General features: G+C 31.7%; 15 protein-coding genes, 1 pseudogene and 2 riboswitches. Of the genes and pseudogenes, 2 read left to right on the top strand and 14 right to left on the bottom strand.

Annotation, left to right across the window (positions count from 1 at the left end; translation table 11 throughout):
* Positions 1 to 272 precede the first annotated feature (272 nt).
* Together P8V03_RS18275 and P8V03_RS18270 are read left to right on the top strand one after the other, a co-directional pair.
* On the top strand, positions 273 to 974 hold the full coding sequence (locus P8V03_RS18275) for a pirin family protein (protein ID WP_318799265.1): 702 nt from the start codon (positions 273 to 275) through the stop codon (positions 972 to 974).
* A gap of 87 nt (positions 975 to 1,061) precedes the next feature.
* Complete coding sequence (locus tag P8V03_RS18270) at positions 1,062 to 1,661, top strand: nitroreductase family protein (RefSeq protein WP_318799264.1); 600 nt, start codon at positions 1,062 to 1,064, stop codon at positions 1,659 to 1,661.
* Positions 1,662 to 1,841: 180 nt separating this feature from the next.
* On the opposite strand, the gene P8V03_RS18265 is transcribed toward P8V03_RS18270, so the two are convergent.
* The 14 genes and pseudogenes from P8V03_RS18265 to P8V03_RS18200 form a co-directional block, all read right to left on the bottom strand.
* Entirely contained in the window at positions 1,842 to 2,165 is a 324-nt protein-coding gene (locus tag P8V03_RS18265) for an energy-coupling factor ABC transporter substrate-binding protein (RefSeq protein WP_261671961.1), read from the bottom strand.
* Positions 2,165 to 2,917 carry an energy-coupling factor ABC transporter permease gene (locus P8V03_RS18260; protein WP_318799263.1) on the bottom strand — a complete coding sequence of 251 codons (753 nt, stop codon included), beginning with the start codon at positions 2,915 to 2,917 and terminating at the stop codon, positions 2,165 to 2,167. The genes P8V03_RS18265 and P8V03_RS18260 overlap by 1 nt, the downstream gene beginning before the upstream one ends.
* Before the next feature lie 39 nt (positions 2,918 to 2,956).
* A complete protein-coding gene (locus P8V03_RS18255; RefSeq protein WP_261671963.1) occupies positions 2,957 to 3,811 on the bottom strand; it encodes an energy-coupling factor ABC transporter ATP-binding protein in 855 nt (284 codons plus the stop codon).
* A gap of 12 nt (positions 3,812 to 3,823) precedes the next feature.
* Complete coding sequence (gene cbiQ, locus P8V03_RS18250; protein ID WP_318799262.1) at positions 3,824 to 4,726, bottom strand: cobalt ECF transporter T component CbiQ; 903 nt, start codon at positions 4,724 to 4,726, stop codon at positions 3,824 to 3,826.
* Positions 4,727 to 4,877: 151 nt separating this feature from the next.
* Positions 4,878 to 5,068, bottom strand: a riboswitch (cobalamin riboswitch).
* A 79-nt stretch (positions 5,069 to 5,147) separates the two neighbouring features.
* Positions 5,148 to 5,351 (bottom strand): hypothetical protein, encoded by a 204-nt coding sequence (locus tag P8V03_RS18245; protein ID WP_318799261.1) that lies wholly within the window; start codon positions 5,349 to 5,351, stop codon positions 5,148 to 5,150.
* 159 nt (positions 5,352 to 5,510) lie between these two features.
* Positions 5,511 to 5,693: riboswitch (cobalamin riboswitch) on the bottom strand.
* Positions 5,694 to 5,734: 41 nt separating this feature from the next.
* Entirely contained in the window at positions 5,735 to 7,282 is a 1,548-nt protein-coding gene (gene murJ / locus P8V03_RS18240; protein ID WP_318799260.1) for a murein biosynthesis integral membrane protein MurJ, read from the bottom strand.
* Between the two features lie 14 nt (positions 7,283 to 7,296).
* Positions 7,297 to 8,409 (bottom strand): glycosyltransferase family 4 protein, encoded by a 1,113-nt coding sequence (locus tag P8V03_RS18235; protein WP_318799259.1) that lies wholly within the window; start codon positions 8,407 to 8,409, stop codon positions 7,297 to 7,299.
* Between the two features lie 19 nt (positions 8,410 to 8,428).
* Positions 8,429 to 9,679 carry an O-antigen ligase family protein gene (locus tag P8V03_RS18230; RefSeq protein ID WP_318799258.1) on the bottom strand — a complete coding sequence of 417 codons (1,251 nt, stop codon included), beginning with the start codon at positions 9,677 to 9,679 and terminating at the stop codon, positions 8,429 to 8,431.
* 70 nt (positions 9,680 to 9,749) lie between these two features.
* A complete protein-coding gene (locus P8V03_RS18225; protein WP_428978991.1) occupies positions 9,750 to 10,769 on the bottom strand; it encodes a glycosyltransferase family 2 protein in 1,020 nt (339 codons plus the stop codon).
* Between the two features lie 34 nt (positions 10,770 to 10,803).
* On the bottom strand, positions 10,804 to 12,354 hold the full coding sequence (gene murJ / locus P8V03_RS18220; protein WP_318799256.1) for a murein biosynthesis integral membrane protein MurJ: 1,551 nt from the start codon (positions 12,352 to 12,354) through the stop codon (positions 10,804 to 10,806).
* The gene (locus P8V03_RS18215) at positions 12,347 to 13,795 is read right to left on the bottom strand and encodes an O-antigen ligase family protein (protein WP_318799255.1); all 1,449 of its coding nucleotides are present in this window, start codon (positions 13,793 to 13,795) and stop codon (positions 12,347 to 12,349) included. The genes murJ (P8V03_RS18220) and P8V03_RS18215 overlap by 8 nt, the downstream gene beginning before the upstream one ends.
* Positions 13,788 to 14,876, bottom strand: coding sequence for a glycosyltransferase (locus P8V03_RS18210; RefSeq protein ID WP_261671972.1), 1,089 nt, complete (start codon positions 14,874 to 14,876; stop codon positions 13,788 to 13,790). Before P8V03_RS18210 ends, P8V03_RS18215 begins: the two co-directional genes overlap by 8 nt.
* A gap of 144 nt (positions 14,877 to 15,020) precedes the next feature.
* Positions 15,021 to 15,767 carry an N-acetyltransferase gene (locus P8V03_RS18205; RefSeq protein WP_318799254.1) on the bottom strand — a complete coding sequence of 249 codons (747 nt, stop codon included), beginning with the start codon at positions 15,765 to 15,767 and terminating at the stop codon, positions 15,021 to 15,023.
* Positions 15,768 to 15,790: 23 nt separating this feature from the next.
* Positions 15,791 to 15,908, bottom strand: a pseudogene (locus tag P8V03_RS18200) (Gfo/Idh/MocA family protein); the annotation flags it as partial.

The following is a 15,908-nucleotide window of genomic DNA, read 5'->3' as shown; positions in this document are numbered from 1 at the left end:
GTGATAAAGAACTTCCTAAACTAATAGGAGGTTCTTTCTTTTTGTGTATATTAGGATAAGGGTTCAATAATATATTCTTTTTTAATTAATAATTACTATTGACTAATTTTATTGATTATGTAATAATAAACTTAAAGTTAGTTACTATTAGTAACCAACTTGAATAAATGCTTGAGATAAATATTAGTAAGTATCAAGATAAGTTATATAGAAATATTAATTTATGTTTTAAGTTAAATTTGCAAACAATAAAATAGAGGGAGAGGTGTAAAATGTTAAGGAAGATAGAAAGTAAAAACATGGGAAGCAGCAATCTTGGATGGTTAAGAAGTAAATTCCATTTTTCATTTGCTGAATATTATAATCCAGATAACATAAATTTCGGAGTTTTAAGAGTAATAAATGATGATTTAATTGAGGTTGATACTGGATTTGATACTCATCCTCATAGAGATATGGAGATAATATCTTATGTAGTTAATGGTGAGCTTACTCATGAAGATAGTATGGGAAACAAGAATACTATAACTCGGGGTCATGTTCAGTATATGAGTGCAGGAACAGGAGTATATCATAGTGAGCACAACCTTGGAAAAGACATACTAAGATTATTACAAATATGGATTTTCCCTGATAAACAAGGATATAAACCTAACTATGGAGACTATAGATTTAATTGGGATGACAGGCACAATAAATGGCTTCATATGGTTTCAAGTGAAACTGGAAATGCACCAATAAAGATAAATCAAGATATTAATATCTATTCCTTAGAACTTGAAAAAGAAAAAGAAATAGACTTTCCAATAAAAGAAGGAAGACAGGCATATTTAGTTCAAATAGAGGGAACTTCAATAATAAACAATATTGAATTAGCTAATAGGGATGCACTAGAAATAGTTGAAGAAAATATTCTAATAAAAGCAAAGGAAACTTCCCATATTTTGATTTTAGATATGAATAAACAAGAGTAATAGTATTTAAATCATATGGAAGGTACATTAAGTTTTATTTACAAATGGTAGAAAGAAATATTTTATATAATATGGAGGAATGATTAAATGTCAAAGGATTTTTTAACTGCTGTAGCAGACAGACGTACGTTTTATGGAATTAGCAAGGAGGCTATGGTTTCAGATGATAGAATCAAAGAAATCATAGATCATGCTGTTAAGCATACCCCATCAGCATTTAACTCACAAAGTGCAAGGGTAGTTTTATTACTAGGAAATCATCATGATAAATTATGGGATATTACAAAGGAAGCATTGAGAAAGATTGTACCTGCTGACAAGTTTAGCTCAACTGAAGAAAAGATAAATTCATTTAAAAATGGATATGGTACAGTTTTATTCTTTGAAGATACTAGTGTAGTAGAGTCTCTTCAAAAGCAATTTGCCCTTTATAAGGATAACTTCCCAGTTTGGTCTGAGCAAGCAAGTGGAATGCACCAATTTGTCATTTGGACTGCATTAGAAGTTGAAGGGTTTGGAGCTTCATTACAACACTACAATGAACTTATTGAAACAGATGTAAAGAAAGAATGGAGCATACCAAACAATTGGAAGCTAATTGCACAAATGCCATTTGGAAAGCCAACTGCTGGGCCTGGTGAAAAACAGTTCCAACCACTAGAAAATCGTGTTAAGGTATTTAAGTAAATTATACCTTAATGTGCTATAAAATTAATAGCATTTTAAAAAAGAGGTTGCCGCATTATAACGCGGCAGCCCTTTTTAGAAATAAACTTTAATATCTAGCTGATTTTTCTTCTTGGTATTCTAAGAAAAAAACTAAGCTATTTTTTCTTTACTTTTTAGTTATGTAAATGTAGTAAAACCTTATGCAGTTTTACTTTGCTGATTTTCTTTTTTAGTTCTTTCTACTAATCTTCCCATATAGAAGGCTAAAACACCTACTCCAATACCTGTCTGTACACAGAAGAGTAAACTTTCAATTTCACCTGGTAATTCTCCGCCAATCCAAGTCTCCATAACAGGTGTAAACCAGGGCTTATACTCTGTACCAGTAATCTCAGAAACGACTTTGCTTCCTGCATCATCGGAGCCGCCAAATTCAGCACCCTTTAATGCAAATAATGGTATAACCGCTATTAATAAAGCAATAACTAATAAACTAATAACTTTCTTTTTTGTCTTTGTCATTAATTTTCACTCCCTTTAAGAAATCTAAGACCTGTTAATTCAGATTTTGCATATGTTTCAAGTCCTATAATGATGACAACAGTTAAAATACCTTCTATAATTGCAAGTGGAAGCTGCGTCGGTGCAAATACTGCAAGGAACTTAGCTGCAGATGTTCCGAAACCACCGTTTTGAGCTGGATATGCAAGTGCAAGTTGAATACTTGTTACACAATAAGTAAATAAATCACCAATTGTTGCTGCTAGAAAAACTCCTACATGTCTGTTTACCTTCAGCTTTCCACATAATTTATAAATCCCATAAGAAATCAACGGACCTGCAATAGCCATGGAAAATGTATTAGCACCAAGGGAAGTTAATCCTCCGTGAGCAAGCAAAATTGCCTGAAAAATTAACACAATAACACCTAAAATACTGACTGCAGCAGGCCCAAATAAAATTGCGCCAAGCCCAGTACCTGTCATATGTGAGCAACTTCCTGTTACTGACGGAATTTTTAAAGATGAAATTACAAAAATAAATGCACCTGCCATAGCAAGAACAGTTATGGATTTACGATTTTCTGATAGCGTTTTTTTAATTGATAAGTAACCTGTTACTAAAAATGGAAAGCATATAGCACCCCATATAATACAAAATCTTGGTGGAAGATACCCTTCCATGATGTGCATTGCGTTTGCTATGGTAGTTACTCCGAAAATTAACGTAAAGACTGTCATAATAGTAATAATTCTCTTTTCTTTTTGATTCATTTTATTTTTCCCCCTTATGTTATTTCAATTAATATTAATCTAAGCTAAATCACCTAGAGAAATTTCCTGTTTTTCTAGAACTTTCTCAAGTTCCTCTGTACTTTTCGGATAGACTTTTGTATCTTCTAGTACATTTTTCTCTACAAGCATTTCATAGACCTCCAGCATAGTTGGCTGTTTTAAATTCGCCCGTTTTAAAATTGACCTATCTTGAAAAATTTCTAAAGGTGTTCCATCTGCAATAATTTGTCCCTGATAAAATACAAGAATTCTTTCAGCCCATCTGTATGCAAAGTCTACATCATGAGTGGAAATCAACATTGTCTTCCCCTCAGAACTAAGCTTATCTAAAACTTCTTCTAACATTAACGCATTTAATGGATCCAATGCTGCCATCGGTTCATCAAAAATGATGATTTCCGATTTCATAGCAATAATATCCGCAATGGTGACGCGCTTCTTCTCGCCACCACTCAAGTAGTGCGGCGGACGATCCTTAAAATCTGAGATATTCATGTATGCCAGTGCTTCATCAACCCTTCTCTGTACTTCCTCTTTCGGAAGTTTTAAATTCATTGGTCCGAATCCAACCTCTGCCATAACTGTAGATGCAATAATTTGATTGTCTGCATCCTGAAATACAATTCCAATATTTTTTCGGAGTTCCTTTAAATTCTTTTTATTAATCACTGTATCCCGGTAAATAATTTTTCCCTGTTCTGCTGTAAATACACCGTTAATATTCAGGAAAAATGTAGACTTTCCCGAGCCATTGGACCCAAGGACAGCTATTTTCTCCCCTTCATAAACACTCACACTTACGCCCTCTAGTGCAGACTTTCCATTTCCATAAACATAGTATAGATCTTCAACCTCTAATATTGATTTTTTCATAATTGCTCCTTTCTACCGTGTAAAGCTCCGGAGTATAATTAAAAAAATTATGAATATTGTTGCTGAAACAATCTGTATTGCCTCCACCTTTCTATCTTCCTCTAAAAATACAAGATCTCCATCATAGCATCTGGCCTCCATAGCATCATAGTAAGAGTTTGCCTTCTTCAACGAAATAACCAGCATATTGCTTGTAATACTTCCAAATGTGTAACAGGATGTTTTAAAATCACAGTATCCCTGACGAGATTCTGCGGAATTTTTCATTTTAGTATAGACATCTATTAAAATGAAAATGTAACGATAAATTATATTCATCAGCTCTACAATAAGTTTTGGAACATGTGCCTTTCGGAGCACATATATAATTTCAGAAGATGGAGTTGACAGTATCATCATCTGCAGCGCACTAATTGCTGCAAAAACCTTAAGAATCAGGAAAATGACTTCCTTAAGCTTTGCCTGGGAAGTAAAAACATAGCAGAAGCCAAGATACAAGTTGTACTGCCCCATCGATTGTTTTGAAAAATCAATTCCAATAGTAAAAGTACCGATGAGTATAAAGCTTATTTGAACTGCCAGTATTGGTAAGTACTCACCTATGGGAAGTTCTCCTTTTACAATGGTCAGATAAGCCATTGCAATAATGACTACAGTAGACACATATGGATTATCCAATACAATGCAAAGAATCAAGGTCAAAACTGCAAGAGATACTTTAAAGGTAGGGTTCCAATATCTAATTTTAGAATTATAAGCGTAAAAATCAATTGAAAACCCCTCACCGTGTTTATGTCCAATTCTATGATGGTGACGATATGTCTTATCACCATGGGTGTGACCATCCCGTCTCTTATCTTTGAAGAAAAAGATAGCTATCAGGAACATGGTGAATAAAATAATGAATATTTTCATGTCAAACCTCTCTCGTACAATTTAGTTATTGATATTTATAGCACATAAAAAGAGAACCCTTAGAGGTTCTCTTAGAAGCAACGAAATAATATGTTTCGTTAATTAACTAAACACTTATAACTTTTAGCTGCATATATCTTCCCCTCCGAAAGAATCAACAAGATACTAGGCAGGTTTCCTGGCTCAGATTCATTTTACTCCCCCGTCTTCCCGAACAATGTTATTCAGTGACATAATAAGGTTTCATCCTCTTCACAGTAGCGGCGGGCTGCAGTGGCTTTTCCACTTTCCCTTTTAACTCCATTTTGAATTAATGGCAGCACCTAATACTATTAATATTAAATTTTTTCACTTTTTTCTTCAGTATATCGGCTTAAATGCACATCTATTAATAATCAATAACTATTTATTTCTTACTGGACTACCAGATATTTAACATTAAATGTTCTTTAAATAAATCTTTCTCTATATACTCATTTATATCTACTGTGACAGTAAAATCTTTTCTATTTAATATATCTACTGTAGAGCTATTAGTTTTTTCTGATTTTGACCATGCTGCCAGTATAGCCCCTGTAATTACACTATTCGTTGATGATTTTAAATGATTATCCTTAATACGCATAAAAACCTCCTTAATTTTGTTATATTATAGGCTAAAATCATAACAAACATAAAAAATCCTTTTAACAAAAGTGTTAAAAGGAAATACTATAAGAGCTTGTTCAATCATAAAAAATCAACAAAACCATCATAATAACGCCCCCCCTATCACTCGTAGAGTTTACAGTGCATAATATAGGCAGGTATTCTGACTTAAGAATCATTATTTAAATACGCCTTCCCAGTTTTCCAGTGGCTTAATGTATTTAAATTCATCTTTTACAGCTACGGGATAGTCCAGGATTTTCACCTGATTCCCTTTTAATTAATCGAAATTGATTAAACCTATATCTTATTATTAAATTTAATTCTAGTTTATACCTATTAGTAATTAATGTCAATGATTTAAACTTTTCTATTTCTAATAGTCCTTATTGTACTATTAAACTCTTCCACCTTAAGTAGATATATTAATATAAAGTATGTAGCCGTTCCTAATATAAAGGAAATAATTATGGAAGTTAAACTTCCCAGCATTTCCGATGCTATTGACGCCATAGCTATCTTATTTATAAAGTATATAATTCCACCCATAATTACAGAAGAAACAGTAATTTTTATAAAACTATTTATTACATTTCTTATTTCTATACCCTGAAGCTTTTTATTTAATTGCCAGGTCATTATAATTGTAGTTATAACTGCTGATAAGGTGGTAGCCAAAGTAAGCCCAGAAACCTGCATGTATTTTATAATAAATATATTTATTACTATATTTATGGCTATACCTATAAAGCTGTTAATCATAGGTGTTTTTGTATCCTTCACAGAATAGAAGGCTTTGTTTAAAATATCTCTAACTCCATAAGCGATCATAGCAGGACAATAGAAAAAGAGAGCATTTGCCGTTAAAACTGCAGCCTCATTGGTAAAGGCTCCTCTTTTAAAAATCACCGTTACAAGAGGTGTTCTTAAAACAGCTATAGCTACTGCCGCTGGGACCATTATAAGCATTATAGTATTTATTGACTTTACTAATGCTTTTTTATACTCTTCCTTATCTCCTTTAGCCGCCAACTCTGATAAAGTTGGATATACAATCATGGCAATTCCAATAGCGAAGACTTCATAAGCTAATGTGTTTATTTTATTGGCATAATCTAAAACCGTAACCGCCCCATAAAATATATTTGTTGCAAAAGACCTATTTACAAAGACATTTAATTGAATTACAGAAGTACTTATTATAACTGGTATCATCATCTTGAACATCTTATGTACTTCTCTGTCTTTAGTATCTATAACAGCCTCATATTTGTAGCCTAACTTTAAATACTTAGGTATATTTATTACAAGTTGCATAATAAAACCTACTACTGTAGCTACAGCAAAGCCCATTATTCCATACTTATTAGTTAAAAACAATAAATATACTATATAAACCACATTTGAAACTGCTGCCATAGCAGCTGGTTCATAAAATTCCTTATGAGCTTGTAAAACCCCTGTAATAACACTTTGAATACTTATAAATATTAGGGATAACAACATTATCCTTGTTATATTTACCGATGTTGAAAACACCACTGGGTCATTTCCAAAGCCGTGTCCAAAGATATATATTATATACTTAGCAAATATTATTAAAATTATAGATATCAATATTGTAACTATGGAAGAAAGATTAATAACATTGTATACAAATTTATCTCTAACTTTTTTAATACTTTTTTGCAGTTGTTCTGTATGAAGGGGTATGAAGGTTGTCGTCAAACCATAACTTATGGTGGTAAGAAGATACACTAAACCCAATGCAAAATTATACACATCAGTAACATAAGTAGCACCGAACTTTGCTGCTATTAAAGCATCTCTCACTAAGGCCAATATCTTTCCTAATATTATAAGCACCATGACTACTACTGAACTTTTTATAATTTTTTTTCCTGACATTATTTTCACTCCAATTATTTTCCCTGAAGTATCTTTGTATAAGCCTTGTAATATCCATTGCAAAAACTATCCATAGAATATTGTTCTTCAACAAAGTTATGTAAATTACATCCTACCTCATTTAATTGCTTTCTTTTATCATAGGCTTCCTTCATTTTACTATATATATCTTCTACTGAATAAGGATTTACTAAGAATCCTCTATCTTTGTTTATAGTCTCTTCTATATCCCCTACTCTTGAGCATATAAAAGGCTTTTTAGCTGCAGCACTTTCTAAAACCACTAAAGGCGGTGATCCTCCTTCACTAAAGGAAGTTAGAATACTTACATTAGAAGCTGCTACAAAATCTATTGAATTTTTCTTAAAACCTGTAAGAATTATATCATTATCTAAACCTAAAGCCTTAATTTTTTCCTTTACCTTATCCTCTAATTCACCGTCACCAACTAAAACTAACTTTATATTTCCTATTTCCTTTTTCAACTTATTAAAGGCTTCTATAAGATAAAAATGGTTTTTAATAGGGTGCATCCTTGCTACATTAACATATACAAAGTCATCTCTGCCAATGTTGTACTGACTTCTTATTTCACCTTTGCTTTCAGAGATTTTTATACTGCTGTAGTCTATACCATTATTGATTAAAAACTTTTCTCCTTGAAAGTTATCCTTTTCCACTAAACTCTTAATATACTTGGATACGCATATATAATTTTTAAAGCTTTTAAGCCCCTTAATGCTTAAAGGTGTAAAAAACATATGCTTGAACCTGCTATTCAAAAAATCCCTTCTATAATCACTATGTATGGTAGCCACAGAAGGTACATTAAGCTTATTTCTTAAAAAATAATGTATAAAAAAAGCTTTTGCTCCATGAAAGTTAACTATATCTATATTATTTTTCTTAACATATTCCAGTATCTCTCCCTTATAAGGAGACTTACCATTAAACTGAACAACATCTAATCCCAGTTTTTTTCCGTTGTCATAGAGGGCTCCCTTACCAAGGGCTCCTATAACACAGTGAAATTTATCCTTTGAATAGTAAGCTAAGTTTAAGAGGTGGTTTCCACCACCTCCATTGTCATTACCAGATATTACTTGAAGCACTTTAATTTTAGACACCTCCAAATAAACAAAATTATTAACCTCTACCTCTTTCTGAAAGAATAATCCCCTCTCCCATAGCCAAAAGCAGCCAGAAGAAAGCTGTTGTTTTAGGTACAAAGAATAGATTATCCGACAGATTCATAAAGAAAAAGGCCACCATAGAGGCAAAAAAGCCAGTATAAAAATACTTATAGAGCTTATCCTCCGTAAATCGAATTAAATTTTTAATTTTCAATAGGGCAGAAATTAAAATCCCTATAAAAAATACAATTCCCATTACTCCTAATTCACTTTGAACTTTTAAATAGGAATTATGAGTAGGAAATCTCTTATACTCATAGTAAATATATAACTCAGGATACTTTTCCACATAGCTATCGTATAAGCTTACAAAGTTTCCATTACCTACTCCAAAGATAGGATGTTCCTTAATCATATACCAGGCAGTTTTCCAAAGCTTTAATCTAGTATAGTTTTCCGAACCTTTTCCTATTTCTAATAGCCTTCCCCCTATTTGAGGAATTAAGAATAGTAATGCTGTAACACCACCAATAGGAATCAATAGTCTCCAGCTATATACCAAGGCAAGTATTATAAGTCCTATTACAAGTCCCATCATTGCATTACGTGAGTATGAAAAAACTATGTTTATAAGCAGTGAAAGAGATAAAATCCCTAGGAATATCTTCTTCTTAATACTTTTCTCATATATTAAGAGCATTATCACTGGAAAAATAGCTAATATTAAGAAGGCTCCAAAATTATTGGAGTTGTCCAAGGAAACCGTAACTCTAGGTCTTCCTAAAAATCCATCAGTGTTCACAAAGCCTTTGCTTAAGTAAGCTCCGGTAAAATATTGATATATACCAAATATGCTCATTATAGTAATACACACTATATATGAGTTTATAAAACCCTTTATATACATACTCTTATTAAACTCATATTTTATTATAAAAAATAACAGTAAATATGTTGCAAATCTAAAGGTTTCTGATATTGCCAATCCTTTTTCTGTAGAATAAGCTACAGATACAGTCATTACTACAAATAGTCCAACCATGAACAAATTTAAGTAGTCTGTAAAAAAGTCCTTTAAGGATCTAAAAAACTTTATTCTTCTTTCTCTTAGGAAAAGAAGAATTACAAAATAAAGTAAAAAGATTAAAAATAGTAATGTATCTCCTGATAAACTAATACCCTTTATATTTGTTTTAGGAATTAAGGGATTAAATATAATATATAGACATATCATTAGATACAATATAGAATTTGCTACATGCAATTCTTAACACCTACTTTGCAATATATTATTAGTTAGGCTATATTACCAATTTAATACCATTCTATAGATACTATCTAGACATTTTAGTGTTCTTTTCTATAGACTTATTTGACTTTAATAAGTAGAAGCTAACTAATCCTTCCATAAATCCAATACCATAGCTCATATGTAATATAGGAAATATAAATGGTATGTATTTTAGAACTCCAGATTTTCCTTTAGAAACCTTAATGGCTGCAGCTATATCACAAGTTAGATATAAAAGCACCTCTAAAAACCATAAGTACAGTATTGGTTTGAAGAATATTCCAAGTGCTATACCTAAAACATTAGTAGATACAAATAGCATAGGAACTAGATGCCTTACAGATGCTGGCTTACCATGCTTTTGCATTACCCTTACCTTCCAAAAGCCATACTGATAATATTGTTTCCAAAGCTTTTTCAAGGAAGGCCTGCTATAGTACCAGGACTTTACTTTAGGGGTTAATAAAACCTTATATCCGCTTTTTACCACCCTAAAGTTAAGCTCATCATCTTGATTTCTTACTAATTCTTCATCGAAATATCCTATTTTATCTAAAACTTCTTTTCTATAAGCTCCAAAGGCTACCGTGTCTACATAGGTTTCTTCCTGAGCATACCTAAAAAGTGCATTTCCAACTCCAAAAGGTGAACTCATTGCTAAGGCTATAGCAGTTCCCTTATCATCTTCACTTATAGTTTCTATAGGACCACCAGCACATCCTACTTCTTTATTTTTTAAAGCTTCAACATTATATTTTATAAAATCTTTATCTGCATAAGCATGAGCGCCAAATATTATAACAATATCTGCCTTACTTTTTTTAATTCCCTCATTCATTCCCTTAGGAGCGGAGAGTCCCGGATTATCCACAAGTTTTATGTTACCGTACTTTTCTTCATATTTTTTCACTAGTTCTCTAGTATTATCCGTTGACATTCCGTCACAAACGAAAACCTCAAAGCCTTCCTTAGGATAACTTTGATTTACAAAGGAATTTAAGCATTCCTCTATATACTTTTCTTCGTTTCTACACGGAATAATTATTGAAACAGTTTCCACCATATTCACCTACCTGTTTTATATAAGTTGGGAAAATCTAACCAATTTTCCTGTTGATTTTCTTAGATATAAAGTTTCTTATACCCTTTACTTCTTCTATTCCTATTATTATTGACACTATAACAAATACTACTATACCAGCTAAAGAAGAAATTGCAACTTTAACTAATACTAAAACCATTGAATCATAGTTAAGTGAAAGTAAAGTATTTAAAAGTCTTATAATTATTACCATTGGTATAGATGCAATTATTGTCTTTGCCGCTGTTTTTATAATATATCCTCCATTTATACTTCCTATCTTCTTTGTTAAAGCATAAATTAAAAGTCCACAGGCTATATACATTGATGTAGCATTGGCTAAAGCTAGTCCTCTAAGTCCAATAGTCTTTCCAAAAACAAAAATTAAGACTATATTAACTACCATAGCTATTGCGCTATTAATCATAGGTGTTCTTGTGTCCTTTAAAGTGTAGTAAGCCTTGCAGACAAAATCTCTCATACCAAAGGCTAAAAGTCCTATTGCATAAAAGGTTAATAGCAATGCTGTCTGTATGGTCGACTCCTCTTTAAAAGCACCTCTTTGAAATAATATATATACTATAGGTCTGCTTTGAGCCATAACAATAAATGATATAGGAAGTATAGTTAATATTAACATTCCTATAGACTCACTTAAAGTCTTTTTCATTTCTGATATTTCATTCTTAGCTGTTTGTTTCGCCATTCTAGGATAGATAATTGTAGATAAAGTAACTACAAAAATATCCACAAAAAGTGCAAAAACCCTATAGGCATAGTTTAGGTATGTAACACTTCCCTCTCCAAAATGTGTTGCCTGAGCTCTTTCAATAAAAGTATTGATTTGTTGAACTCCAGTTCCCAGTATTACTGGAACTAACATAATACACATTCTTATTAACATAGGGTCTTTAAAATCTATCTTAAAGCTGTATTTAAACCCAACCCTTTTCATAGCAATAACCTGAGGAATTATCTGTGCAAAAGTTGCTATAAAGGTGATAATAGTTAATCCAACTATACCATGGTTGCTGCCAAAGAATACTAAGTATCCTATTACTATTGCGTTTAAAGGTAATGCCACCAATGAAGGAATAGTGAAATTCCCTTCTGATTGGAGAACTGCATTAAAAATATATATAACTGCATTAAAAATCAAGGTTGGTATTAGTATATTAGTAAGTTTTTGAGTAAAATCTAGCTTTGCTCCAACAAATCCTGGGTTTAATAATGTAACTATAGGTTTGCTGAAAACTATACATACAATTGATATAACTACAGTAACAACTATAAATACATTTAAAACATTACTTATAAAATCTACAGCTTCCTTTTTCCCCTCTTTTAATTTTTCATTATATAGAGGTATTAAAGTGGTAGTTATTGCTGCACCTATCATTATAAACAGTACCATTGGAACATTAGATGCCTGAAAGAAGGCATCTAAGTCACCAGTGTTATATTTAGCTGCAGTTATACTATCTCTTAAAAGTCCTAGAAACTTACTTATAAAAGTACAAATAACAATTAAACCTGCAGTAGTTGCTAATTTCCCTTTATTACTCATATCTTCCATTACCCTTTACTGTATTAATTTGAATGAAGGAAATACTTAAAGCAAATAATAAATAATTAGGTAAAAAATATGTTACAGAACTTGGTGAAAAACTTCCTAATGTAAATCCAGCTAAAGCTGTAAACAGAGAATATGCAATATATTTATTTATTCCCTCTTTTCTTAATGCAATTATCAATAGATTATAGAGTAGATATAAATAAAATAATCCGTAAATCACCAAAAATAATCCAAAGTCTCCTAATACTTCTACAGCAAGTCCATGTGGACTGTAGATTCCATGGGTATTATCCATATCCATAAGATGCTGCACAGTATTACCTGCTCCGAAGCCCAGAAGCTTCTTCTCTTTTATTACCCCATTGACAACGTCATAGATAATAGTTGCTCTTACATTTTCAGAGCCTTCTTCGCCTATCTCGGCTTTACCTATCTTTGTCATACTGCCCATCTTTTCTATCATCTTTTGCTCGTACTCTACACCATGCTTAACCATTTTATAACTATACTTATATACACCTGTGAAAGCTATGGCAATAATTAAAGCATAGGCCAAGCCCTTTAGCTTGCCTTCCTTTATTAAAGCTAAGGTATATACTATCATTATTAAAGTTATTGATAAGATATTTGCTCTTGAATTTGTAAGTACTAAAGCAGTAAAAGTAAGTAATGAAGCTACTCCATAAAATATCTTTCCTGCTGAAGATCTTGCAGCATAAAAGAGGTATAGTACAAAAGGAATTCCAATACTTAAGAAGGTAGCATAGTTATTTGCATTAAAGAAGAACACTACCGGTCTGCTCTTTAAAACTATAAGCTCCTTCAATGTAAGTTTATATAAAATACTATCATAGTAATGTTTTACAGGTAACTGAGTTCCTGTTATTGCTTCTATCATTCCTATTATAACAGTAAGTAAGAATACAAAGCCTACTACCTTTAATGTATTATAAAATCTCTCTTTTGAATTGTTAAAGGTAACCAAAATAAAAATAAAGGTAAACATCATTGCATATATTATTATATATTTTATATTTAATCCTTTATTTTTTGACCAAATAAAACTTAGGCATATATAAAGAAACCAAATTACATAAAAACCCAAAAGCTTTTTATTCACTTTTTTTAACTCATACCTATTTGATAGTAGATTAAAAACAGTGAGAATAGCTGCTAAAACTAAAACTATATGAAAATAATATAATTTTTCCTGTCTAGGAAAATAGGATGCATATTCAAAAATACCGGATACCAATAAGGTATAGTATACATTCTCATATAAGCTGCGTGATTTTGTTAACCCACAAGCTGCAATAACACTTAATAAAAATAATCCATTTATTATAAAGTTTTTATTTATTACTGATGAAATTAAAAGAAAAATAAAAACTATCAACAGATAAATACTACTTTTCTTACTTAGTTCATACATCCATCGGTCCCCCTAATTGCATAATTTTTTCGTATAAATTTTTCATTATTGCTGCATTTTCAGTCCAGTTATAATTTTCTTCTGCTACTTTTCTAGCATTTACTGAAAACTTTCTAATTTTATCTTCATCTTCTATTAGTGTTTGTAATTTATCTTTAATTAAATCACTATTTTCGGGATCAACAGAATACCCATTATAATCATCAATTACTATTTCCTTTAAGCCACCTACATTAGTAGATACAACTGGTCTTCCACAGGCACAAGCCTCAACTGCAGCAACTCCAAAGCTTTCACTTAAAGATGGCAGGCAAACTATATCCATCTTATTTATGTACTCTGGTACACTGCTGTTATCTATATTCCCTGTAAAGTTAACCTTGGAAACTATATCAAGCTCACTGCATAGTTTTTCTAAGTTTTCTCTTTCGCTTCCATCTCCAACTATCATTAACCTAATATCTTTTTCTGTTTCCTTTAACAAGCTACTAAAAGCCTTTACTAAGTACTCAATTCCATATATTTTATGTAAGTTCTTTACTACTCCTATGGTTATGTAATCCTTTGACAAAACTGGAGTCTTAATATTGAATCTATCTACATCTACGCCAAAGGGAGTTATAGTTATTTCCTTATGGTCATAATATTTTTTTGTTTCCCTTGCCATATCCTTACTTGTGGAACAAACTGCATCTGTACCCTTTAAAATATATCTTAAAAGCTTGGATTTCAAAGTACTCCCCTTTGGAAATTCATATACGTCACTGCCCCATACAGAAATGATGAATGGATGATACCCACTGATCCTTCCATATAATCCATAACTGGTAGCATAGTGACTATGTAAAATATCAGGTTTTATTTCCTGTACTAGTTTTTTTATCTCTTTTAAAATAAAGAAGTATGATAGCTTGTTCTTAAATGGCGGTTCTACAACAATAACTCTAACATTATCTTTATAGCTATACTTGGTAGCTCTCATAGATATTAGATAAATTTCATTATTAAAGCTTGAAAAATAATCCACCCATTTTCTAGTGTGAATGCTATCAGCATCTGCTAAAAAACATATTTTAGCCATTTAATTCACCCCTTAAAAAAGTTAGGAGTTAAGAGTTGTTTATGTTTTTATACAAGTGTATAAAAATTAACCTCTGCTTTAGTTTTCCCAGAGGAAAAACTGTCCTAACTACTCACTCTTAACTCCTTACTTTTAACTATACATCTATTGGTTTCTAAGAAGCTGATCCTCAGGAACCTTTTTTAATTCTTTTGCTGGATTTCCGGCAACTATAACTTCTTTTTCTACATCCTTTGTAACTACACTTCCTGCTGCTACAAATCCATCCTCGTTTATTATCTTACCTGGAAGTATTGTAGACTGCGCTCCTACTCTACCACCTTTTTTAATTGTAACACCTTTAAAGTGGTTATATCTTTCCTTTGAACGAGCTGCAAAATTATCATTTGAAGTTACCACTCCTGGCGCTATAAAAACATTGTCTTCAACTTCAGAATAAGCAGTTAGATATACATTTGTTTCTAATTTGCAATTTGAACCTACCTTACAGAAGTTTTCAACGGCAACGCCTCTGCCTATAATAGTCTTGCTTCCTATTGTAACATTTTCTCTTATTGTAGCTAAATCTGCAACTAATGTTTTTTCTCCTATTTCACATCCACAGTAAACAATAACTCCTGCTCCAATTAAACAACCTTCAGATATTACTGCTGGTGGAAATTCCTTTTCATCCTTGAATATACTGTTAACAGATCTCATAGGTTGTTTTCCAACTACAGAGTTATCATCTATTCTAACGTTATTTCCTATTTTTGTTCCTTTATGTATAACTACATTATGGCCTATTAAGCAGTTATCTCCTATAACAACATCCTCTTCTACAACTACAAACCTTCCAAAGGTTACATTGCTTCCGATGGTTGCCTTTTCTGATATATACTGTTGTTCCATATATTCATCTCCTACGTTTTCAATTATTTATTTATCTTATCTATTCCTACCATTTCCATAGTTGAGAAGCTTTCCATTGGAAACTTTACAGGCATTCCAGTTAATCTTGATTTATAAGCAGCAAGAATTATAGACATACCT

The sequence above is a fragment of the Clostridium tanneri genome (assembly GCF_033659955.1).
Classification (GTDB): Bacteria; Bacillota; Clostridia; order Clostridiales; family Clostridiaceae; genus Clostridium_AM; species Clostridium_AM tanneri.
This window is presented reverse-complemented; position numbering and strand designations above follow the sequence as displayed.